Source organism: Virgibacillus sp. 7505 (genome assembly GCF_002272135.1).
Taxonomy (GTDB): Bacteria; Bacillota; Bacilli; order Bacillales; family Amphibacillaceae; genus Terribacillus.
Genome location: NZ_NPBF01000025.1, coordinates 244,800 through 265,964, shown reverse-complemented (window position 1 = coordinate 265,964; position 21,165 = coordinate 244,800). Strand labels below are relative to the sequence as shown.

Genomic DNA, 21,165 nt, shown 5'->3' with positions numbered 1-21,165 from the left:
TCACCTTTCTCCCGCCCAATCAGAGGGGGCTGGATATTCCAGCACCCCTGATGGGATGGTTTCCTATTCAGCCACCTTCGTATTTTCTTTGCCCACCACTCGTTCTACTCCAGCTTTATATTGCTGCACGGCATCTTCCGGAGTCAGCTTGCCTGTTGCCACTGCTTCGACTACTGTCTGCAGCTGCGTGGACACTGCTGGATATTTATCATTTGCCGGTCTGAATTGCGCATTTTCCAGGTATGCCTGTGCCTCTTTGGCATACGGACGGTTCACATACTCTTCTACTTCGACAGCATCTGTACGAGTGTTCAAGTTCCCGTCTGTCAGCGAACGATTGATGCTGTTGTCTTTTTCCATCAGGAATTGAATGAATTCCCATGCTTCTTCCTTCATATCTGCTTTAGATGGAATGGCCCAAGCCCAGCCTCCACTCATCGTAATTGCCCCTGGCTCCTGGCCATTTTGCGTCGGCATCGGTGCAAACCCGATTTTCTCCTCGACATTTTCAATTGGAGCTGCTCCGTTCTCTGCCCAGTTGCGGGCATTCCAGCTGCCATCCAGTGCTATTGCCAGCTTCTTTTGCGGGAATAACTGCTGGAAAGCCACGTTTCCGGATTGACCGCTCATGACCACAGAGAAGTCAGGGCCAACTTTTTCTGTGTTGTATACCTGTTCAATGAAGCGGAACGAATCTAGCAAACCTGGACTATCCACTATCCATTTTTTATCGGAATCGTCATAAAGTGTGTCGCCTGTTCCATATAACAGCATCTCCAGCGTCTGCATGGAAACTGCCTCGCCATTGGCTTTTCCGACTTGCATGAATAGCGGTGTCACTCCGTCTGTCTTCTCTTTGATCGTTATAGCTGCATCCAGGACTTCATTCCAATTTTTCGGCTCCCAAGGAACAGGAAGACCTGCTTCCTTGAATAGTTCCTTGCTGTACCAAAGTCCGCGTGAGTCGGAAGTCGACGGCACTCCATACACCTTGCCATCTTCCGCTGTTACACCGGATTTCAGATTTTCTATGATGTAATCCCATTCCTCCCATTCAGCGATACGATCATCCAAAGGATCAAGATACCCGGCATTTGCATCGGAATTCAGCATGAAGGTATCCTCCGATACAACATCCGGTGCTGTTTCTTCCGATTTCATCTGCAAGGCAACTTTTGAGAAATAATCTCCTTCACTTGCTGTAATAGGTGCTATCTTCACATCAATATCCGGATGCTCTTTTTCGAATTCATCCACGACGCCTGAGTCGAAGAATTTCTTCAGTGAATCTACTGATCCAGGTGACCGATAAACGACAGTCAATTCTTTCTTCCCATCCGCTGAATCCGTATTGCTGGAGCATGCTGCCATCGTGACCAGAATGAGAATAAGCATCAACAAACATATACCTTTAGCACTCTTCCACATCTACAACTCCTCCTTCTGATTCTTGCTTAGAACTTAGTTATGAAAGCGCATACATTTAATTCGTAAAAGAAAAGCCAGGTTTTAACCTGACACCTATAACGGATTATATGCCCTCCTTTCCTCCTTATTCACACGAAAATAAATATTGAATTCTTAAACCCAGGTAGTGGGCTATCTTGACATTGAAAAGCACAAAGAAGAAGGGTGGATCAGAACTTCAATAAAAAAGCTGTCAGCCATTATGGCTGACAGCTTTTTACTAGTACATGGAACTTAATCGAGAAGGCTTGTAGGATATAGTAAAACCAGGAAGTTCCTGCTGTAATAAAACAAACAATAACCTGCCTGCATTGTTGAAATCTTCTTCTGTTTTTACTGCATCAGATATAAGTTTTTCACCTTCCCAATCCAGCCACTCTCCGTACCCCTCCGCCCAGCTTTCTATGTCCTGCTTCAAAGTCCCTGACACCGGAAGATCATCCAGGTCCAGATTCCATTTGCAATCAGCACACCAGACTGCTTCGGCAAAATCTGCCTCGAAAAGGATATGTGTAGTTCTTTGACAGCTGCATTCCATTTAGACAGCCTCACATGAAGTATGCACCAAGTGATCAAGCAGTTGCTTAAGCACATCAACATTTTTTGCTGGAAGCTCCGCCGCTTTCATTACTTCCTCGCTTTGGACGAACACTCCATCATCTAAATAATCCTTATCATGCATTATCAATTTTTCCATGCTTTCTCTAGTCGTTTCAAAATGGAATTGCAGGCCCATAACGTTATCTCTGTATATAAAGCCCTGGTTCTCGCACACTTCATTTCCGAAAAGGCGCGTGGCACCGTCAGGTAACGAGAATTGTTCCCCATGCCAATGAAAAACGGTCATTTTCTCTGGGACGAAGGGAAATAGAGTTGTTACAGTCTGAATTGGGTGCCATCCTACTTCCTTTTGCTCCCCCTGAAACACAGTGGCTCCTAATGCCTTCGCAATTTGCTGAGCACCGAGACAAATACCGAAAACAGGCTTTTGTAGGTCTATCAGCTGACAGATCAACGTGCGCTCATCTTCTATCCAGTGATCTGTATCATTGGCACTCATAGGTCCGCCAAGTATAATTAGCAATGATATATCCTTGGCCTCAGGAAGAACTGCTTTTTCATAGAGATGATGAACACGGAAGCCATGGCCACGCGACTCTCCCCAATCCTTTATAGCAGCAAGATCCTCAAACGGAACGTGCTGCAGAACGTCGATAACCATTCTCTTCCTCCTCTACAAGCCCAACTCATAATGATAAAACTGCTTATCCCGCTCGTATCCTTTTCTTTCATAAAGACGTTGTGCCTTCTCATTGTCAGGAGCTGTACTAAGCGCGATACTCCCTGCACCAGTTTCCCTCGCAAATGCCTCCGCCACATCAAGCAATTTTTCTCCAACACCTTGTTTTCTAGCATTTTCCGCTACATACAAGTCATTCAATATCCACGCGCGTTTCATTCCGATAGAAGAAAAAGTAGGGTATAGCTGCGTAAAGCCGACATATTCATCTCCATCCTTGGCGAGGAAAATGGCAGAATCACCTTTCTCCAGTCTTTCTGTTATGTACGCTTCTGCCCCGATTAAATCTTGCACTTGCTTGTAAAACTGGCGGTATTGATCGAAAAGAATCGCTGTTTCTTTTACGTCTTGTATGGATGCTCTGATGATAGTCATTAAGCCACCTCTTCTTTGGAATCTTATTCTTTCAGTTTCTACTTATCATTCAAGCCCTTTCCATCAAGGATTTGCTGCATATATTTTTCAACCCTTGCCTCACGGGTTTTGCTTTGTTTAGCTTGAGAAAAATAAAATATATATGCTCTTTGCCGTCCTGGTGTCAAAGCCTCAAAGGCAGTTTTTAGAGCAGGGACTTCTTCAAATTTTTTATGAAGTTCTTCTGGAATTATGTATTCTGTGTGCTCTTTTAAATCCACTTTTAAACCGGCTTTTTCGATTTCAATAGCTTCTTGGATATAGGCTTTTATGGTAGTTTTCATTTCCGTTATTTCTTTAACACTTTTAAACCGAAGTTGACGCGCTGCCTGTACATTCTCAGTTTGCTGAATCAGGATCCCCTGAGCATCTTTTAACAAAGCACCTTTATGAAATAACAGCGCACAATAATCTTTAAATCCATGTATTAAAACGATATTTTTCCCTTCAAGCGTGTAACAAGGGTGCTTCCACTTGAAATCTTCGGTTAGCTCACAATCAAGAATAATATCTCTCAGGTTTATAAATTCATCTTTCCACTGCTTAGCTTTACTAATAAATACATCCACCTTAGGATTTTCTTTAGTATTTGTCATGCAGAAATCCCCTCCTCAATTTCAATCAAAATACTCTATAGATAATTATGCTCAATTTTCTCTCTAACTGCACCATCATTTTTGGAACAAATGGTGCAGAAGCCTGCCTCTGTCCTCGAAAAACTGCTTCATAATGCTGTAATGCTGCGTCTCTTCAAGCCCGATCTCTTCAACTCCCGCTGCATCAAGCTGAAGAATCTTTGCATCCGGATAAGCCATCAGCAGCGGTGCATGAGTGGAGATGATGAACTGTGAGCCCTCTTCCACCAGCTCATCAATTCGAGCCAGCATCGATAGCTGGCGGATCGGTGATAAAGCTGCCTCTGGCTCATCGAGTATGTATAAACCTTTTCCGGAAAAGCGCTCCATGAATGCAGCAAAAAATGCTTCTCCATGGGACTGCTCATGCAGGGATTTCCCACCGTAGGAATCAATGATTTTTTGCCCGTGGCCCTCCCGATCCATTTCCTCAATATTAGTAGCTACATTATAGAAAGTCTCTGCTCGGAAAAAGTATCCGTCCCGCGGTCTGTTCCCTCCACGGACTATCCGGATATGTTCATGCAAATCAGAATGTGATTCGAAACTGGAGAAAGAAAAATTCCTTGAACCGCCCTCTGGGTTAAAACCAAGCGCTACTGCAATTGCCTCGAGTAGGGTCGACTTCCCCATGCCATTTTCTCCAATGATATACGTAACATTGGGATGGAAAGAAAGTTTGCCTAACTTTTGAATGACCGGCAGTGTAAATGGGAAATGATTAGGAAGCGCTGCAGATTCTTCCTTCAGGCTCATTTGTCTCACAAATTGATTGGTCGAAGTTAATTTCACATTATCAATCCTATCTTCATGGAAGTCAGTTCAACAAAGGAAAGGAGCATAAATCATGCAGGAATATATTCTGTTAGCTATACTGCTTGTCTTATTTCTAGCAGTCATCCTATCCACACGCTATTTAAATAAAGCTGTTAAAAGTTTATTCATTATTTACTATCTAGTACTCAGTGCTCTGTTTGTTATTGTGAAGGAGCGCATTGATAAAGCATATGAAGGAGCAACAACACCTAATGTCAACTGGATCGTGAATAATGAATGGGTCGCAGATATCCGTCATTTACTGTTTGTACCGATGATCGGTCTATCGATATTTCTGCTGTATAAAGGTTATAAAGATCCAAAAGGTCCCTGGAAACGCTCCAATATCCTTGGCGTCACTATACCGCTGGCGGCCCTGCTAGCAGTCCTTTATTTTCTGTTCACGTACACATATGGCTACCATTCTTGGGATATGTGATCATTTCACCCTTACTATTCCACAGCAGGAGATGTAGTTGTAGTTATGGAAATTATATACTATTAAACTAGTAGGCGGGGATAGTTATGGATTTCCATGCACAAACTAATAAATATACCTACACATCCAGACAAGCAGATCCAAACTGGATGAATCTATTGGAAAAAATATTGGATTATAAGCAAGTAGAACATGCCCTGGATATAGGCTGCGGAGGCGGTATCTATATGAAAGCATTGGTCGAATTAGGCATACCATCTGTAACAGGCGTTGATTCATCTGAAGTCATGCTCGAAGCAGCGCTTGAGAATTGTCATGGTATGCAAGGTGTACAATTCCACAAGGGTGATGCACAGAAAACAGGATTGAGACAAGCTAGCAGTGATCTTATTCTGGAGCGTGCGCTGATTCATCATTTACGGGATTTACAGCCTTGTTTTTCCGAAGCCCACCGCTTATTGCGACCTGGTGGTATCTTCCTCATCCAGGATCGTACGCCGGAGGATTGCTTGCTGCCAGGGAGTCCTGAGCATATAAGAGGATATTTCTTCTCTAGTTTTCCGAGACTTGCAGAAATGGAAATCAGCAGAAGACATGGTTCAAATAAAGTGATAGAAAATCTAAGAATTGCCGGATTTCGAGAAATAGAAAAACATACATTATGGGAAGTTCGTCACGTACATGAAACGAAAGAAAAATTGCTGGCTGATTTGCGTGCCAGACTGGGAAGAAGCATCCTTCATGCATTAACGGATGATGAACTGGAGAGGTTGGTTCTATTTATAGACGATTGTATCACAGAGGAAAGGGATATTGTGGAAAGAGATAGGTGGACGATTTGGAAGGCGGTTAAATAAAAAAAAGCTAAGCACTGACTGCTTAGCTTTTTCTGCTTACATTACTTTTGATAGACCAATTGTTTTCTCGATGATTACAAGCGCAATGACCGACAACGCAATAAAGATTACGGCGATGGCATTGACGCTAGGATCAAAGGTTTGGTCGATATAACCGAACGTTCGAACAGGAATTGTGATCGTCTCCGGCGTACTGACAAACAAACTGATGGAGATTTCACCGAATGATGTTACTGCTGCAAAGACAGCACCAGCGATGATTCCCGGTTTGATCAAAGGCAGTGTGACGCGATAAAATGTCTGCCATGGTGTCGAACCAAGGTTCATCGAAGCAAGCTCCAGTCTGCTGTCCAAGTTCGTGATACTGACAGACACAGTACGCACGACATACGGGAAGCAAATTACGATGTGACCGATGATAAGCCCTAATGTTGACCCAAATAACCCTAGTGAAGAAAACAGATACAATAGCGCAACTCCGAGCACGACTTGCGGAATCATCAAAGGTGACATGATGAAGGACTGAATCAGCCCTTTACCTGGGAACGATAATCGAGCTAATGCATAAGACGACATCGTCCCGAGTAATACCGTCAGCGGTGTCACGATGATCATGACGAGTGTGCTGGACCAAAGTGATTGCATCCACTGTTCACTCTGAAAGACCTCTTTAAACCATCGTACTGAGAAATCGGTTGGCGGGAACTGCGGATACTCCGTCGGACTGAAAGCTGACAAAATGATGACGAGTACAGGAATCGTCAGGAATAGATAGACAGCTATGCCAGCTATCCAAATGAGACTGTCGAGCCATCTTGTACCTTTCTTACCCATTCACACGCACCTCCCATTTCTTCAGGATATAACCGAGTACAGCAATCACAAGGAACACGAGCACCATCAATGTAAAGGCCATCGCTGCTGCTAGCGGCAGGTTATAGACCTGCATGATTTGCTGGTAGATGGAAAGCGGCAGTAAAGGCTGCATTCGTCCGCCCACTAAAAGCGGTGTAATATAACTGCCTGCTGCAAGCGAGAAGACGATCATCGCACCGCTGATCATTCCTGGTATCGTTAGCGGCAAGGTGACACGGAAGAACGTCGCAATGCGGTTTGAGCCAAGAATCATGGATGCAGAACGCAGATTACCCTTGATATCCGACATGGAAGTTGCAATCGGCAGAACTGCAAACGGCAGCATGACTTGTACATAAGCAATAATGACAGCATTCATATTCCAGAGCATATCCAGTGGTTCATCTATGATTGACGTCTTCATCAGGACATCATTAACGAGTCCGTTTTGTGCAAGCAGGATAATCCATGCAAATGTACGGATGACCACACTCGTCAGCAGCGGAGAAACAAGCAAAATGTAGAAAAATGCCCGCCAGCGCTTAGAAGATCGAACAAGCAAATAAGCAGCTGGATAAGCCAGAATCAAGCAAATCACCGTAGTGATAACTGCTACAAATAACGTCTGCCAAATCGTTTTTAAGTAAACTGGTGTTGTCAGCACCTCGACGTAATGACCTAACGTGTACCCGCCGATAACCTCAAAGAAATTATCTACTTGCTGGAAACTCAAAATCAGCAGCTGAATGAGCGGCAAAAGCAAGAAGATACCGAGAAAGATCAGAGTCGGAGCTAATAAAACAGCATAAAATTTCTTTTGTTTAGTTGCTTTCATGATCTAAAACCTCTAAGTAAATGATATCTTCTTTGTTCCACGAAAGTGCAAGCTCCTCGCCTGGAGCCGGAAGAACAGGAAACAGAGGATCCGGTGCATGGACAGCCAGTTCGATTCCGCCAACTTCTGTCCTGATCCGGATGGCATTTCCGATGTAGCTGCTCTCTTTCACAACAGCATGTACGGTATTCAGGGAGCCTATAGCTGCATCCTGTTTAAGGAAGATACGTTCCGGCCGCAGCATGAAACGGGCACGCTTCGGCTGTACATCTTTCCCGTGAGGCTGAGCCTCCAGCTTGAATCCAGCGGCTGTTTCATAAACGGTACCTTCGCTAAGCACTGCATCAAATATATTCACCTGACCGATAAATTCAGCGACAAAGCGGTTAGCTGGGCGCCGGTATACGTCAAGCGGCTCGCCTACTTGCTGCAGGACACCATCTCCTAAGATACCAATCCTGTCGGACAGGCTAAGCGCCTCTTCCTGATCATGTGTTACGAGAACAGTAGTGATGCCAACACTTTTCTGGATTCGGCGCAGCTCGAACTGCATCTCTTTCCGCAGCTTGGCATCGAGGTTGCTTAGCGGCTCATCCAGCAGCAGTACACTTGGTTCAATAGCAAGTGCACGGGCAATTGCGACTCGCTGCTGCTGTCCGCCGCTCAGCTGATGCGGCATGCGCGTTGCATAGGATTCCAGCTGGACAAGTGCAAGTGATTCATCCACTTTCTGCTTGATTGCTTGCTTGGACATTTTCTTGTTCTTAAGACCATATGCCACATTATCCCGGACGGACAAGTGCGGGAAAAGAGCATAGTTCTGAAAAACCATCCCGAGGTTCCGCTTATAAGGAGGTATATTCGTTACGTCCTTATCTCCGATATAAACAACACCAGTCGTCTGACCTAGAAATCCCGCAATGATATTCAAAAGTGTCGATTTCCCGCAGCCGCTTGGACCAAGCAAAGAAAAGAACTCCCCTTGTTTAATTTCCAATTCCACTTCTTTTAATGCTAAATGATTGCCATAATCCAGGCTGATTCCTTCGAGTTTTATTCCACTCATGTTAATCCCCCAACTCTCGTGACCATCTATTTGTCCATTCGGATACTTGGCCTGTGGAAACCTCATAATCGACCCACTTCAAGGAAGCAAACTGATCTTCCCCGACTTTGACTTTATCCTTGATTGCGTCACTGTATTGTGTATTTTCATTTGCCATACCATAGTAGGATTTCTCCGAGAACATACTGTGCACTTCAGGACTGCTCAAGTAATCAAGCAGCTTATAAGCATTCTCTTCATGCGGTGCATTTTTCATCATGGCCCAGCTGGCTACAGCTGCCACCGCACCGTCTTTCGGATATACAAAGTCGATATCCATACCAGCATCCTGCAGCGCAAAAATCCGGCCATCCCAGAATGGAATGATGCTGATTTCTCCTCTATCCAGCAATGTCTGGATCGTTCCAGGATTATCTGGATAAGCGACAGCATTTTTATTGATCTTTTTTAGTTCCTCAAACGTGTTATCGATATCTTCCGGGTTGCCTTCTTCCCCCCCGAGGGCCTGCGTCACACCTGAGAAGAACTGTAAACCTGCCGAATATGATGGAGAAGACAGCCCAAGCTGTCCTTGGTATTCCTCATCAGATAAGTCGAGCCAGTTTTCCGGTACATTCTCTACTGCATCCGGAGCATAGGCGATACCCAGCTGCCCCATACTGAACGCTGCTGCATATTCCTTGCCGTCTTTTTCGAATCGCTGCTGAACAGAATCATACAGCTCTGCTACATGCGGCGCTTTCTCTTCATCAAGCGGCTCCAACAAATCAGCAGACATAGCACGCTGAATCGTATCAGGCTGCAGGATTAACAGATCGTACGGGACGTTGGAGCCGTCTGCTGCCCTCATCTTCATATACCATTCGGCATCTGTTCCAGCAATGACATTGACCTTAATGCCTGTCTCTTCCTCGAAGCTATCAAGGGCTTCCCCGATATTCGCTTCCCAGTCACCGCCGTATACACCGATAGTGACGGATTTTTCTTCTTCACCGCTGCTGCACGAAACCAATACAAGCAATAAAATGAGTGCTACGCTGGCAGCAGCGTATTTACCTATTCGTTTCATTCGTTTCCTCCCCCGTCACTTGGCGTAAAGTATTTAAAACATCCTGTTTTGTCAGCGGCTGCTTTTGTGCTTTGAACTGACGATGCACCTGCCGTTTGAAATCATTACGCAGATTAGCTGGGTAGCGGCGCAGCTCGGTTGCCAATGCAGCACTCGCTTCCGCTGTCCAAACACTTTCGTAATCTGAACGAAAAGCACCGAAATCCCAAGCCTCTTTATCAGCTGCTTCCATTTTTGAACGCGCATCGTTCGTTGCAGCTTCGTCTACGCCATTATCGCCAAAGATGACTCCATAGCCTTCTGCTGCACGCTCCGCAGAAAGCAATCCATCCGCCACTTCTGCTACCACTTTATCGATTGGACGAAGATAGCCAGGACCAAATCCGCCTCCGCCTGGTGATGTGATGGAGATGATGTCTCCCTTCGCTGGGCGGAGTACATCGATTTTCGGCAACTTCTCCGCTTCCTCTTCTGGGTTACGTACAACATAGCCTCGCTGTCCAGCTTGTCCGCCAGCTAACCCCCAAGGCTGGAATCGGAATCTCTCCATTCCCCTTGCAGTTACCATGGAATCCGACTCCAAAATACGGAAAGCAAGCGTAATGGCATGGCCGCCGCGATACTGCCCTGCTCCGCCTGTATTTTTCTCATATTCATATCGCTCGACTAAGACAGGGATATGCTGTTCCAAGCTTTCAATCGGCGTATTTTTTAGGAAGCCTGAAGAATGATCTATCCCGTCGATACCATCCTGTTCCAGCTGAGCTCCGCCTCCGCCGCCCATCGGTTCTACGACAGCCATATTCCGCGTTCCATCAGGCTGCGGGACAGACAGAACGACAATAGCCGATTGACCGGCGCCCGCAGCTGGTACAAGCTCAGGTAAAGCCTGGGCAATCGCACCTAGCACAACATTGTACATCCGCATCGTGATCGAGTGACGGATACCTACTGCCGCTGGATAAGCGGGATTCACTAACGTCCCCTTCGGCGCAACGACAGCGAATGGTCTCGTAATCCCGCCATTGTTCGGAATATGCGGATCAGATGTAATGATGAAATTGATCAGCCCTTGGTACAGAAAACTATGCTTCTGTCCGTTTGTCACCAAGTTGAAAGCTGTTTGTGTCTGAGGATCACTATCCGAGAAATCGAGTGTAATATCCCCATCTTTTACACGCAGTGTGACTGCCAAGCGGATCGGCACCTCTGATACCATGTCATCATCCAAGTAATCGGCAAACGAATACTCCCCATCAGGAATCTGACGAAGCACTTCACGCGACCGTGATTCTGCTTGCTCCAGTAAGTCAGCGATACCATTTTGTACAGCTTCCAATCCAAACTTGTCGATCATACGGTGCAGACGGTTTTCAGCTGTGTTCACGCTTGCCACCATCGCGTTGATATCCCCTTCATTCAAATCGGCTACCCGGCTGTTCAAACGAAGGAATGATAATACATCCTTATTTGGCATCCCTTTGCGATACAGCTTCACAGGCGGGATCCGCAAGCCTTCCTGGTGCACATCTGTCGCAGTCGGGGAAATACTTGCAGGTACAAGACCGCCAACATCACTGACATGGACGAATGCCCACGCATAGCTCACCAGCTTTCCATCATGGAAAATCGGTTTGAACACATGCACATCCGGCAAATGGGTAGCAAGACCATCCGTTGTATACGGATCATTCGTGATGATAATATCACCCTCTTCGATTTCCTCCCCTACCGATTCAATCGCCTTACGCAGACTCAATCCAAGAAAGATCGTTACGCCGATTGATTTTGGATACATGTAGAACTCGCCTTCAGGAGTAGCTAGTGCTGTCGCAAAATCGGCGGATTCTTTAACGAACGTTGTGAAGCTTGTCCGCTCGATGACGTGCCCCATCCCAGTAGCGATGGCATTGAAATAACTGCGCATAATCTCTAGTTGTGCGGGATTCGAACGCATTAGTTCATCTCCTTTCTTTCCAATAACAAGTTGCCTGCTTCATCTGTTTCGGCTTTCCAGCTAGGCAGAACAACTGTCGTTGTATCCGGCTGTTCAATGATTGCTGGTCCTTGTATCTCCATACCTGGCTGCAATGCTGTTCTATCTACAATAACTGCGGTGTATGTTTGTCCATTGATCCGAACGGAACGCTCGCTTGTTTCCAGAGAATTCTGGTTCACCACAGTGGCTGCATGACTATTCACAGCTGTTTCTCCAACAATACGCACTTTAAAATTCATCAGCTCTATGCTCGCGTTTGGATCGCTATGTCCGTAAAGCCGCTCATGCTGCGCATGGAAAATTTCCGCTACCTTCAAACCAGGATCTGATTTCAGCCAATCTAGCTGGAACGGTACCTCCAGTTCAAACGCCTGTCCTTTATAACGGGCATCGATCGTATGATGAAGCTGCGTTGATTGGAGGAAAGCATCTACCTGCTGACGGTCCAGCCATTCTGTTGCTTCCTGTTCCATCGCTGTGAAGATCTCGTGCCATTCCGCATTGTCCATTTCATTCAGCAGTACCTGTCTGGATGTGATCGCATCATAAACAAAATCAGCCGCCAAAGATCCTTGTGCACAAAGATTACCTGGATTTCCAGGTATAAGAACCCGTTTGGCCTGAATTTCTTCTGCAACCATATTGGCAAGAACTGGGCCCGCACCGCCAAAAGCCATCAAACTGAAATCGCCTGGATCAATTCCGTGCTGCTCCAATACATTACTTAACTCGGTGAACATATTCGCTACTGCTACCTGAATCGTCTGGTCAGCCGCTTCCAGCACATCACTTTCTAGATGGTCAGCAATTTTCTGAAAGGCTGCAGCTGATCTATCTTGGTCAAGTCCGACATTTCCCCCGGCAAACGATGCACTATTTAAATATCCGCTCAAAAGAAACGCATCCGTTAGCGCTGGTTCTTCCCCGCGGCCGTAGCATGCAGGTCCTGGGTCAGATCCCGCTGACAGCGGTCCTACCTTCAGGATGCCGCCTTTATCAATCCATGCAAGCGAACCGCCGCCTGCTCCAATCGAATAAATGGCCACTGACGGAAGAATGGTTGGCAGCCCCCCCAATTCATTTGTTTGGGTATAGAGAATTTCACCGCCTTCGATCAACGAAATATCAGCACTTGTACCGCCGACGTCAAAAGTGATGACATTATCAATACCTGATGCGTCAGCTGCTTGAACTGCTCCCATAACACCAGCAGCGGGACCTGAGAACAAGGTTTTAACTGGCTGTTCAGCCGCAGCGTGGATTTCCATCAATCCACCATTGGATTGTGTGATGAACGGCTTCGCTTGGATACCTTCCTGCTCAAGCCGTTCCACGAGTGTTTCGAAATAGCGCTTCACGTTGGGCTGTATGTAAACGTTCATCGCAGCAATAACTGTGCGCTCATATTCCCTCATCTCTGTCCAAATAGATGAGGAAGCCTCGACATACAAATGTGGAGCACGTTCCTTAATTCGCCCCACAACCTGCAATTCATGCGCAGGGTTCCGGTAACTATGTAAGAAAGAAACAACAAGCCCTTCTAGGCCCGCTTCAACAGCTTGATCAATTGCCTGATCTACATCATTCATATCCAATGATGTGAACACTTCGCCGTCGGCTTGCATCCGTTCTTGAATTGGATAAACATGCTGCCGTTCAATCAGACTTTCCGGTAATCTGGAATGAAGATCATATGGCACTGGAAGACGCAGACGCTGGATTGATAGAATATCCCTGAAACCAGCCGTCACCAGCAATCCGATTTTTGCCCCATTCCGCTGTAAGAGCGTATTTAATCCAATTGTCATCCCATGCACGAAATAAGATATCTTCGTCAAATCGATACCCTTTTCCTTGAAAAGCTGCAATCCATTCGTTATACCGCTAGCCGGATCCTTGGGTACAGTTGGTGTCTTTACATTCCAGATGCCAGATCCATCTATCTCCTTTAGGGTTAGATCGGTAAAAGTCCCCCCGATATCGATCCCCAGCTCATAATGTATATCACCCAACACACATCTCTCCTAAATAATAGCAATTTCTTAAAACCTATAAATCTGATAATATCAATAGGGATTATACCGTTTGCTAATTATTTTGACAAATTAATAGCTTGAACAAAAAAAAGGAGATCAAATATTACTTGATCTCCTCGTGTAATTAACTACTAGTGGCATAAGCCAAACTCTCTATTTAGAACGTGTGTTTTGTTAACAGTTTGTTTACAGCCTCTGCAATATCGGTATCACGCAGCTTATAAAAAGTCTTTAAATAATCTACTTTACCAACCTGCCCATACTGCTCACGCACGCCTATTCTATAAGTCGGCACAGGGTGATTCTCAGCTAATACTTCTGAGACTGCACTACCCAATCCTCCGATTACATTGTGATTTTCCGCTGTTACGATAGCTTTGGTCTTTTTAGCATATTCCACAATCAATTCTGCATCAATCGGTTTAATGGAATACATGTCGATGACAGCTGCTTGGATCCCCTGCTGTTCGAGAATTTCTGCAGCTTGCAGTGCTTCTGCAACCATAATGCCGGTTGCAATGATCGTGATGTCTTCGCCGTCACGCAGCAGCTTTCCCTTTCCGTCTTCAAAGGTTTCATTTTCCTCATAAAGCTTGATGGCATTCTTCCGAATTGTACGGATGTAGTGGATGCCTTGCTCCTTTTCAATACGCCGCAGTAGGTAGCCAAGCATGGTCGAATCACTAGCCTCATAAACATGCGCTTGCGGAACCAGCCTCATGAGACCGATGTCCTCAAACGTCATATGAGTTCCGCCGTTATGCTCTGCCGTAATCCCTGCATCAGACCCGAGGATTTTGATATTTGTCTTAGCATATCCGCCGGATACAAACAGCTGGTCGAATGTCCTTCTCGTAGCGAACTGACCAAAAGTGTGTACGTAAGGAATTTTCCCGGTAAGTGATAAACCAGCAGCAACTCCCATCATATTAGCCTCCATGATACCGCTGTTGATAAGCTGATTCGGTATCTCAGCTTTGATTTTATTCGTTGTGATTGCACTCATCAAGTCTGCCTCCAAGGCAATGACTTCCGGGTTTGCTTTTGCCAGTTCCAGGATGGTTTCAGCGTAGACCTGACGCATCTCTCGTTTTTCTTTTTCATAAACAGTCGAGATCATCCTCTCACCTCCTGCTGCAGTTTCGTTTCCAACTCATAGATTGCCTGTTCAATCGCTGCTGTATCTTTTTCGTTCGGCCTGATGTGGTGATTATCTGCCAGCTCCTCTAAATACCGGACTCCCTGTCCTTTGATCGTATCCAAGACTATGGCTACTGGTTTTTCCTTTTGACTGATACCTTGTGAGATTGCTTGATGGATGGCCGCTACATCACTTCCGTCCACTTTGTGAACATAAAAGCCAAAGGCATCCATTTTCGCTGCAAAATCAATCGGATCAATGATATCCTTTGTCGGACCATCTAACTGCTTCTTATTATCATCAATGAAAACACATAAGTCGTGCAGTTTATGATGAGCTGCGAATTGAAAGGCTTCCCAGCATTGACCTTCATTCAGTTCCCCGTCTCCTACGATACAGAATGTCCTGTTATTACGACTGGAAAGTTTATGAGATAGAGCAACTCCCACGGCTGCAGATACACCTTGACCAAGCGAACCCGTTGTCATATCCACTCCTGGCGTCAGGTTTTTGTCTGGATGAGAAGGCAGTTTTGTACCGTTTTGATTCAGTGTATACAGCATCTCCTGAGGAAAGTAACCTTTTACCGCAAGCGCCGCATATAACCCTGGGCCGCCATGGCCCTTGGACAGGATGAAATAATCTCTATCTTCCCATGCTGGATCATCGGGATCGACTTGCATCACGTCGCCGTACAGTACTGCTAATGTTTCAATGATAGACAAGCTTCCTCCATAGTGTCCAAACCCTAAATGGTGAAGTTCCTGCAGCGTCTTCAATCTGATTTCGTCCCGAAACCTCTCTACCTTCGCTAAATCCATCCTCTATCTTCTCCTTTCCTGTTCAGCTTCTATTACGCACCAATCTGATTGGAGTCATTTGTCTTTTTATTACGCTTGAACAATCCGAAGACAACGGCCAGCACGACGAGACCAACAACCGTTACAGTGACACCAGCCGCACCGAACATTTTCGCCACCTGTCCAAGTACGATGCCAGATGCCGCAAAGTCTGCGTCTGAGAAAGTCGTACTAGCGAACCCTAGATCTCCTAGTACCGGCATCAAAAATACAGGAAGGAAAGTAATCAGCAGACCATTTGCAAATGCTCCGATGGTTGCACCTCTCACTCCGCCAGTTGCATTCCCAAAAACACCTGCTGTAGCTCCTGTAAAGAAGTGCGGTACAACGCCCGGCAAAATAATAACCGCTCCCGCGAGACCAAGTGCCACCATGCCAACGATTCCTCCCAGGAAGCTGCAGAAGAATCCAATAAGAACTGCATTCGGTGCATAAGGGAAAACTACCGGGCAATCAAGTGCTGGTTTAGAATTCGGAACAAGCTTTGTAGATATCCCTTTGAACGCCGGAACAATTTCGGCTAGCACAAGGCGCACCCCTGTAAGGATGACGAATACACCTGCTGCAAACGTGACACCTTGGATAATAGAGAAGACGATATAGTGAGTGCCTCCGCTTAATTCACCTTCCACATATGCCGGACCAGCAAATAGTGCAATGATGACATAAAGTACGACCATGGTAAGTGAGATCGTAACCGAACTATCCCTCAGGAAGCCCAGCCCTTTCGGAAACTTGATGTCTTCTGTAGATCTGGATCCCTTCCCTACTACCTTTCCTACCACACCGGAAAGTGCGTAGCCTAGGCTGGAGAAATGACCGAAGCCTACATTGTCGTTACCTGTAATTTTCCGCATGAAAGGCTGACAGATTGCCGGAAAGGCAGCCATGATCAATCCAAGCGCCAAAGAACCGACAATGATAAGCGGAATTCCTTTCAGTCCTGATACAGCAAGGATGACAGCCAGCATACAGGCCATATATAGCGTGTGATGACCTGTGAGAAAGATGAATTTCAATCTAGTGAAACGCGCGATCAGGATATTGGCTAACATACCAAAGAACATAATAAATGCAGTTGTGCTTCCATATTCCGTCAGCGCCATCGCTACGATAGCTTCATTATTCGGTACGACACCATTTACATTGAATGCGTGCTGGAACATTTGTCCGAATGGATCGAGTGAGCCAACAATGATATTCGCACCAGCAGATATTACCAAGAAACCAAGGAATGTTTTCGTCGTCCCTTTGATAATCTCGCTCAGCGGCTTTTTCAAGATGATTAATCCAACCAAGGAAATCAATGCGACCAATACGGCTGGTGTGCTCAGGATGTCAATGACAAGTTTCAGAAATCTTTCGACCATTAGATTTTCCCCCTTTGTTCTTTAGGAAATGATACCTTTCTGTTGAAGAACCTCTTGAAGCTTTGCTTTGATTCCATCCATATCGATGATGCTGTCAATTACGATCACTTCACCTAAATGATGCATCCCATCTGCAATATCCTTAGCAGCGATAAACAAATCTGCATCATCAGGCGTCGCGGAGCTCAAATCAGAATGGCTGACCTCTATCCCGGTAATACCCAACTCCGCCAGAACCTGCTGGACATTCATCTCCAACATAAAGCTGCTTCCTAGTCCTGACCCGCAAACTGCTAATATCTTCATAATAACTCCTCCAATTTTTAAGCTATAGTTGAATAACTTTTGAACAATGCAAGTATCTCTTCCTTACTATCGGATTCAATCAATGTCGTGACATTTTCTTTATCACTGAGCAGTTTTGTCAGCTGCGACAGTGCTCTTAAATGTGTCTTGTTATCAATCGCCGCAATACAAAATAGCAATCTAACTCCTTTTGTACGATCTGCTGAAAAATAGACAGGCTCCTTCAACCTTAAAAAGCTCATCCCTACTGCATGTACACCGGATTCTGGTCTGGCATGCGGAATAGCAACATCCGGACCTATCACCACATAAGGACCTAGTTTTTCTATGTTTTCAATCATTGCCTCTACATAGGATGGCGAGATAGATTTATTTTGCAGTAAAGGCTTGGCAACGCAGGCAATGGCATCTTGCCAGTTTGATAAACTTTCAGCGAATTGAATCGTATCTTCATATAACAAGTCTTGTAACACTGGCTGATTCTCCTTTCTGCGCTCTGTTTTACGATGGAATTGAAGTGTTCGCAGCATGTTCTCCAATTGTTTTTCGTCATGGATGGTAGCATATCGACCGATCTCCTGAAGCAGCTCTCTGACTGATACCCCACTGTATTGGATACCAAATAAAGTTTCATACACGCCATTCACTAAAGAGCTTTTTTCGGTGGGCGACATGATCGGTTTAACATGAAAGCACGGAATACTCGCTTGCAGATCAATTGTTGAGAAGATGACATCATAATCCATTTCAGTTTTCTGTTCGAATTGACGAAGCGAGCATGTATCTTCAACCACGATTTCCGAAAATAATGATTCGAGCATGTATTTCACCATCAAGGAAGAACTTATACCGCTCGGACAGACGACTAGCGCTCTTTTCTTCCTTGGCATTTGCTGTGTCGGCTTTTCTAATAGCGCGCCGAAGTGAATCGTAATAAATCCTAACTCTTCTTCCGGTATAACAATATTCAGCAGGTCTCCCACCGGTTGTAACAGCTCTTGTACAATCAGATACAATTCTTCGTGCTCATTCTTTATCTGCTGTAAAAGCGGGTTGTGTATCGGTATTCGGTATTTCATTCGATAGTAGGCTGGTCTCATATGCTGATAAAGGGTACGTACGACATTCGCCCTCCGTTCAAACACGACAGCAGCCTTATTCTCAAAATCCAAAACCAGCTGCTCGCACAATTTATACAGCAAATCTCGCGTATTGCTTTCCTGCTGAATTTGACCTAATGAAAGAGCAAGCAAGTGGATGCTGAAATAACAGACTTCATGTTCATCAAGCGGCAGTTGAAGCTTTTCGAAAACAGAAAGTGCTACATCCCACATTGCATCTTGTTTCATATTCAGAATTTCGTCTTCATGAAAACGAACTGTTTTTCCTTCACGAAGTCGGCAGGCATACAGCACTAGAAAATAAGTGAAATGATCAAGTCTTTCCTCCACGAACTGAAGTCCAATATCCTTTTCCATTGTCTGTAATAAAGCTTGCACATCTCCTGCCGTCACATCTTTTATATGTGCCGTCAGATGTTCCACTATTGTGGGAAATGCGGGATTTTGCAGTATCTTCGCCAGATGGTTTTGCACCAAAATTCTTTTATCCGCTTCGGAGCCTCTAAGGTGATAGCCATTTTGTCTTGTATACCGAATCTCTACTAAGAATGGATTAATCAGCTTATTGGCACGTTTTATATCTGCAACTACCGTATTTTTACTAACTTGGAGCACATGCGTTAAATGATAGGATGATACAGGCTCCGTCCTTATAAATAGATATAGGTAAAGAAAAGGCAGACGATCTTCTTCTGTTAATAAAAACTGCTGTCCATTTTGTATCAGCTGCTTCTTCTGATAACACTGCACCACCTCCTGTGGAACACGAATGAGCTGTGTACCCTTATATAAGATTTGCGGCAGCTGCTCTGCTGTAAGCCAGTCATTCAGCTTTTCCAAATCATAAGTCAGCTGCCTTTTAGATAAATGAGTGAGATCCATGAGCTGCTGCAATGTAATATGCTGTGAACGGATAAGCAGCTCAAGCAGGATGGATGGCCGCTTGTCTAGCATCATTGGATTCACCTCCTGGTTCCATTCTATATTAAAGCGCTTACATTTTGACTGGTGATTGAGTACAAAAGTTGTATGTCCCTCTTTACAAGATTGGGATAATCACTTTATTTGTACCTAAAATGAGATCAAAAAACCTTGGAAGGAGCACTCTCCATCCAAGGTTTTCTAGTTTTACAGCTCTTCTCCATTCGAACTGATCACATTCTTATACCACTCAAAAGAATCCTTTTTAGACCGCTTCATGCTGCCATTTCCTTCATTATCACGATCAACGTGGATCATGCCGTAGCGTTTTTTCATTTCACCAGTTGTGAAGGAAACGATATCAATGATGCCCCATGGCGTGTAGCCTAACAAATCGACGCCATCGTAATTAACAGCTTTCATGAGCTCTTCGATATGAGAGCGCAGATAATCAATTCGCTGCGGATCGTGGATGGATCCGTCTTCTTCTACGGTATCCACTGCTCCGAATCCGTTTTCGACGATGAACAATGGAATTTGATAACGGTCGTAGAAGCGGTTCAATGTGTAGCGCAAGCCGGTTGGGTCAATGGACCATCCCCAGTCACTTGCTTTGATATAAGGGTTCTCTACACTTTGTGCCAATCCGCCATTTGTCATATTCCTGTCTTGCTCGACTTCTTTATCACTTTTAACAGTTGTACTCATGTAATAACTGAAACCGAGGTAATCAACCGTCCCGTTACGAAGGATCTCTTCGTCACCAGCTTCGAATACGATGTTGTAGCCTTCCCGTTCGAATTCCTTCAGTACATAGCTTGGGTAATAGCCGCGAACATGTACATCCGGGAAGAAGTAACGTTCACGCATCAGCTCTTCTGCGAGCATCACATCGTTTGGATTGGAGGAATATGGATAAATCGGCACGTGTGATACCATGGCGCCAATTTGGAATTCAGGGTTGATTTCCTTCCCTTTGCTAACCGCTAGTGCACTGGCAATTAGCTCATGGTGACCAGCCTGGTACATCACTTCACGTGCATTTTCGCCCTCTTTTACCGTGACACCAGAGTTTGTCCAAAGGAATAAAGGATTATCGGTATCCATTTTATTATTGATTTCATTGAAAGTCATCCAGTATTTAACTTTGTCTTTATAACGGTTGAAGCATACTTCTGCGAAACGGACAAAGTGATCGACAACCTCCCTGCTGCGGAATCCACCGTACTCACGCGCCAAATGTAATGGCATTTCGAAATGGGACAGCGTGATGACCGGTTCAATTCCATGCTTTAGCAGTTCATCGAAAAGATCATCGTAAAACTTCAAACCAGCTTCGTTCGGCTCTTCTTCATCACCTTTTGGGAAGATACGTGTCCAGCCGATGGATGTACGCAAGCACTTAAGACCCATCTCTGCAAATAATGCAACATCTTCTTTGTAGCGATTGTAGAAATCGATAGCTTCGTGGTTTGGATAAAACTTATCCGGTTCCACCGTTTCTGTAAGTTCCCGCGGCACACCATGTGCACCGGCTGTCAAAACATCAATAACGCTTGGGCCTTTCCCATCTTGATTCCAGCCACCCTCGAATTGGTGGGCGGCAAGTGCGCCGCCCCATAAGAAGTCCTTCGGTAATGTACTCATCTCTATCTCCT

At 45.2% G+C, this 21,165-nt stretch carries 20 protein-coding genes; 2 read left to right on the top strand and 18 right to left on the bottom strand.

Features of this window, described 5'->3' with window-relative positions:
* Positions 1 to 63: 63 nt before the first annotated feature.
* From CHH91_RS11075 to CHH91_RS11050, 6 genes are all read right to left on the bottom strand, one after another.
* Positions 64 to 1,428 (bottom strand): extracellular solute-binding protein, encoded by a 1,365-nt coding sequence (locus CHH91_RS11075; RefSeq protein ID WP_095223497.1) that lies wholly within the window; start codon positions 1,426 to 1,428, stop codon positions 64 to 66.
* A 259-nt stretch (positions 1,429 to 1,687) separates the two neighbouring features.
* Positions 1,688 to 2,005 (bottom strand): hypothetical protein, encoded by a 318-nt coding sequence (locus CHH91_RS11070; RefSeq protein WP_095223496.1) that lies wholly within the window; start codon positions 2,003 to 2,005, stop codon positions 1,688 to 1,690.
* On the bottom strand, positions 2,006 to 2,689 hold the full coding sequence (locus tag CHH91_RS11065) for a type 1 glutamine amidotransferase (protein WP_095223495.1): 684 nt from the start codon (positions 2,687 to 2,689) through the stop codon (positions 2,006 to 2,008). It lies immediately after the preceding gene.
* Between the two features lie 12 nt (positions 2,690 to 2,701).
* Positions 2,702 to 3,142 (bottom strand): GNAT family N-acetyltransferase, encoded by a 441-nt coding sequence (locus CHH91_RS11060; protein WP_095223494.1) that lies wholly within the window; start codon positions 3,140 to 3,142, stop codon positions 2,702 to 2,704.
* Between the two features lie 38 nt (positions 3,143 to 3,180).
* The gene (locus CHH91_RS11055) at positions 3,181 to 3,777 is read right to left on the bottom strand and encodes a YdeI/OmpD-associated family protein (protein WP_095223493.1); all 597 of its coding nucleotides are present in this window, start codon (positions 3,775 to 3,777) and stop codon (positions 3,181 to 3,183) included.
* Positions 3,778 to 3,852: 75 nt separating this feature from the next.
* The gene (locus tag CHH91_RS11050; RefSeq protein ID WP_095223492.1) at positions 3,853 to 4,608 is read right to left on the bottom strand and encodes an AAA family ATPase; all 756 of its coding nucleotides are present in this window, start codon (positions 4,606 to 4,608) and stop codon (positions 3,853 to 3,855) included.
* Positions 4,609 to 4,663: 55 nt separating this feature from the next.
* Here CHH91_RS11050 and CHH91_RS11045 point away from each other — a divergent pair, with 55 nt between their 5' ends.
* Together CHH91_RS11045 and CHH91_RS11040 are read left to right on the top strand one after the other, a co-directional pair.
* On the top strand, positions 4,664 to 5,071 hold the full coding sequence (locus tag CHH91_RS11045; RefSeq protein ID WP_095223491.1) for a hypothetical protein: 408 nt from the start codon (positions 4,664 to 4,666) through the stop codon (positions 5,069 to 5,071).
* 80 nt (positions 5,072 to 5,151) lie between these two features.
* On the top strand, positions 5,152 to 5,928 hold the full coding sequence (locus CHH91_RS11040) for a class I SAM-dependent methyltransferase (protein WP_095223490.1): 777 nt from the start codon (positions 5,152 to 5,154) through the stop codon (positions 5,926 to 5,928).
* A 36-nt stretch (positions 5,929 to 5,964) separates the two neighbouring features.
* Here CHH91_RS11040 and CHH91_RS11035 read toward each other — a convergent pair whose 3' ends face one another.
* The 12 genes from CHH91_RS11035 to bglA all read right to left on the bottom strand — a co-directional run bounded on the left by CHH91_RS11035 (position 5,965) and on the right by bglA (position 21,154).
* Positions 5,965 to 6,762: an ABC transporter permease gene (locus tag CHH91_RS11035; protein WP_095223489.1), complete on the bottom strand. Its 798-nt coding sequence runs from the start codon at positions 6,760 to 6,762 to the stop codon at positions 5,965 to 5,967.
* Complete coding sequence (locus tag CHH91_RS11030) at positions 6,755 to 7,618, bottom strand: ABC transporter permease (protein WP_095223488.1); 864 nt, start codon at positions 7,616 to 7,618, stop codon at positions 6,755 to 6,757. The genes CHH91_RS11035 and CHH91_RS11030 overlap by 8 nt, the downstream gene beginning before the upstream one ends.
* Positions 7,605 to 8,684 (bottom strand): ABC transporter ATP-binding protein, encoded by a 1,080-nt coding sequence (locus tag CHH91_RS11025; RefSeq protein ID WP_095223487.1) that lies wholly within the window; start codon positions 8,682 to 8,684, stop codon positions 7,605 to 7,607. The genes CHH91_RS11030 and CHH91_RS11025 overlap by 14 nt, the downstream gene beginning before the upstream one ends.
* Position 8,685: 1 nt before the next feature.
* A complete protein-coding gene (locus CHH91_RS11020) occupies positions 8,686 to 9,753 on the bottom strand; it encodes an ABC transporter substrate-binding protein (protein WP_095223486.1) in 1,068 nt (355 codons plus the stop codon).
* The gene (locus CHH91_RS11015) at positions 9,737 to 11,710 is read right to left on the bottom strand and encodes a hydantoinase B/oxoprolinase family protein (protein ID WP_095223485.1); all 1,974 of its coding nucleotides are present in this window, start codon (positions 11,708 to 11,710) and stop codon (positions 9,737 to 9,739) included. Before CHH91_RS11015 ends, CHH91_RS11020 begins: the two co-directional genes overlap by 17 nt.
* Entirely contained in the window at positions 11,710 to 13,764 is a 2,055-nt protein-coding gene (locus tag CHH91_RS11010) for a hydantoinase/oxoprolinase family protein (RefSeq protein WP_095223484.1), read from the bottom strand. Before CHH91_RS11010 ends, CHH91_RS11015 begins: the two co-directional genes overlap by 1 nt.
* A gap of 181 nt (positions 13,765 to 13,945) precedes the next feature.
* A complete protein-coding gene (locus tag CHH91_RS11005) occupies positions 13,946 to 14,908 on the bottom strand; it encodes a transketolase family protein (protein ID WP_095223483.1) in 963 nt (320 codons plus the stop codon).
* Positions 14,905 to 15,750, bottom strand: coding sequence for a transketolase (locus CHH91_RS11000; protein ID WP_095223482.1), 846 nt, complete (start codon positions 15,748 to 15,750; stop codon positions 14,905 to 14,907). The genes CHH91_RS11005 and CHH91_RS11000 overlap by 4 nt, the downstream gene beginning before the upstream one ends.
* 32 nt (positions 15,751 to 15,782) lie before the next feature.
* Positions 15,783 to 17,159, bottom strand: a complete 1,377-nt coding sequence (locus tag CHH91_RS10995) for a PTS ascorbate transporter subunit IIC (RefSeq protein WP_095223481.1) — start codon at positions 17,157 to 17,159, stop codon at positions 15,783 to 15,785.
* Positions 17,160 to 17,180: 21 nt separating this feature from the next.
* The gene (locus CHH91_RS10990) at positions 17,181 to 17,465 is read right to left on the bottom strand and encodes a PTS sugar transporter subunit IIB (protein WP_095223480.1); all 285 of its coding nucleotides are present in this window, start codon (positions 17,463 to 17,465) and stop codon (positions 17,181 to 17,183) included.
* 17 nt (positions 17,466 to 17,482) lie between these two features.
* On the bottom strand, positions 17,483 to 19,543 hold the full coding sequence (locus tag CHH91_RS10985; RefSeq protein WP_095223479.1) for a BglG family transcription antiterminator: 2,061 nt from the start codon (positions 19,541 to 19,543) through the stop codon (positions 17,483 to 17,485).
* A gap of 171 nt (positions 19,544 to 19,714) precedes the next feature.
* Positions 19,715 to 21,154: a 6-phospho-beta-glucosidase BglA gene (bglA, locus tag CHH91_RS10980; RefSeq protein WP_095223478.1), complete on the bottom strand. Its 1,440-nt coding sequence runs from the start codon at positions 21,152 to 21,154 to the stop codon at positions 19,715 to 19,717.
* Positions 21,155 to 21,165: the final 11 nt, after the last annotated feature.

Bases quoted from the DNA above. Each gene is read 5' to 3' on its own strand.
- CHH91_RS10985 (WP_095223479.1), bottom strand. From the start codon at position 19,543: ATGATGCTAGACAAGCGGCCATCCATCCTGCTTGAGCTGCTTATCCGT.
- CHH91_RS11015 (WP_095223485.1), bottom strand. From the start codon at position 11,710: ATGCGTTCGAATCCCGCACAACTAGAGATTATGCGCAGTTATTTCAAT.
- CHH91_RS10995 (WP_095223481.1), bottom strand. From the start codon at position 17,159: ATGGTCGAAAGATTTCTGAAACTTGTCATTGACATCCTGAGCACACCA.
- CHH91_RS11060 (WP_095223494.1), bottom strand. From the start codon at position 3,142: ATGACTATCATCAGAGCATCCATACAAGACGTAAAAGAAACAGCGATT.
- CHH91_RS11055 (WP_095223493.1), bottom strand. From the start codon at position 3,777: ATGACAAATACTAAAGAAAATCCTAAGGTGGATGTATTTATTAGTAAA.
- CHH91_RS11020 (WP_095223486.1), bottom strand. From the start codon at position 9,753: ATGAAACGAATAGGTAAATACGCTGCTGCCAGCGTAGCACTCATTTTA.
- CHH91_RS11000 (WP_095223482.1), bottom strand. From the start codon at position 15,750: ATGGATTTAGCGAAGGTAGAGAGGTTTCGGGACGAAATCAGATTGAAG.
- bglA (WP_095223478.1), bottom strand. From the start codon at position 21,154: ATGAGTACATTACCGAAGGACTTCTTATGGGGCGGCGCACTTGCCGCC.
- CHH91_RS11070 (WP_095223496.1), bottom strand. From the start codon at position 2,005: ATGGAATGCAGCTGTCAAAGAACTACACATATCCTTTTCGAGGCAGAT.
- CHH91_RS11005 (WP_095223483.1), bottom strand. From the start codon at position 14,908: ATGATCTCGACTGTTTATGAAAAAGAAAAACGAGAGATGCGTCAGGTC.
- CHH91_RS11025 (WP_095223487.1), bottom strand. From the start codon at position 8,684: ATGAGTGGAATAAAACTCGAAGGAATCAGCCTGGATTATGGCAATCAT.
- CHH91_RS11075 (WP_095223497.1), bottom strand. From the start codon at position 1,428: ATGTGGAAGAGTGCTAAAGGTATATGTTTGTTGATGCTTATTCTCATT.
- CHH91_RS11035 (WP_095223489.1), bottom strand. From the start codon at position 6,762: ATGGGTAAGAAAGGTACAAGATGGCTCGACAGTCTCATTTGGATAGCT.
- CHH91_RS11045 (WP_095223491.1), top strand. From the start codon at position 4,664: ATGCAGGAATATATTCTGTTAGCTATACTGCTTGTCTTATTTCTAGCA.
- CHH91_RS11065 (WP_095223495.1), bottom strand. From the start codon at position 2,689: ATGGTTATCGACGTTCTGCAGCACGTTCCGTTTGAGGATCTTGCTGCT.
- CHH91_RS10990 (WP_095223480.1), bottom strand. From the start codon at position 17,465: ATGAAGATATTAGCAGTTTGCGGGTCAGGACTAGGAAGCAGCTTTATG.
- CHH91_RS11030 (WP_095223488.1), bottom strand. From the start codon at position 7,618: ATGAAAGCAACTAAACAAAAGAAATTTTATGCTGTTTTATTAGCTCCG.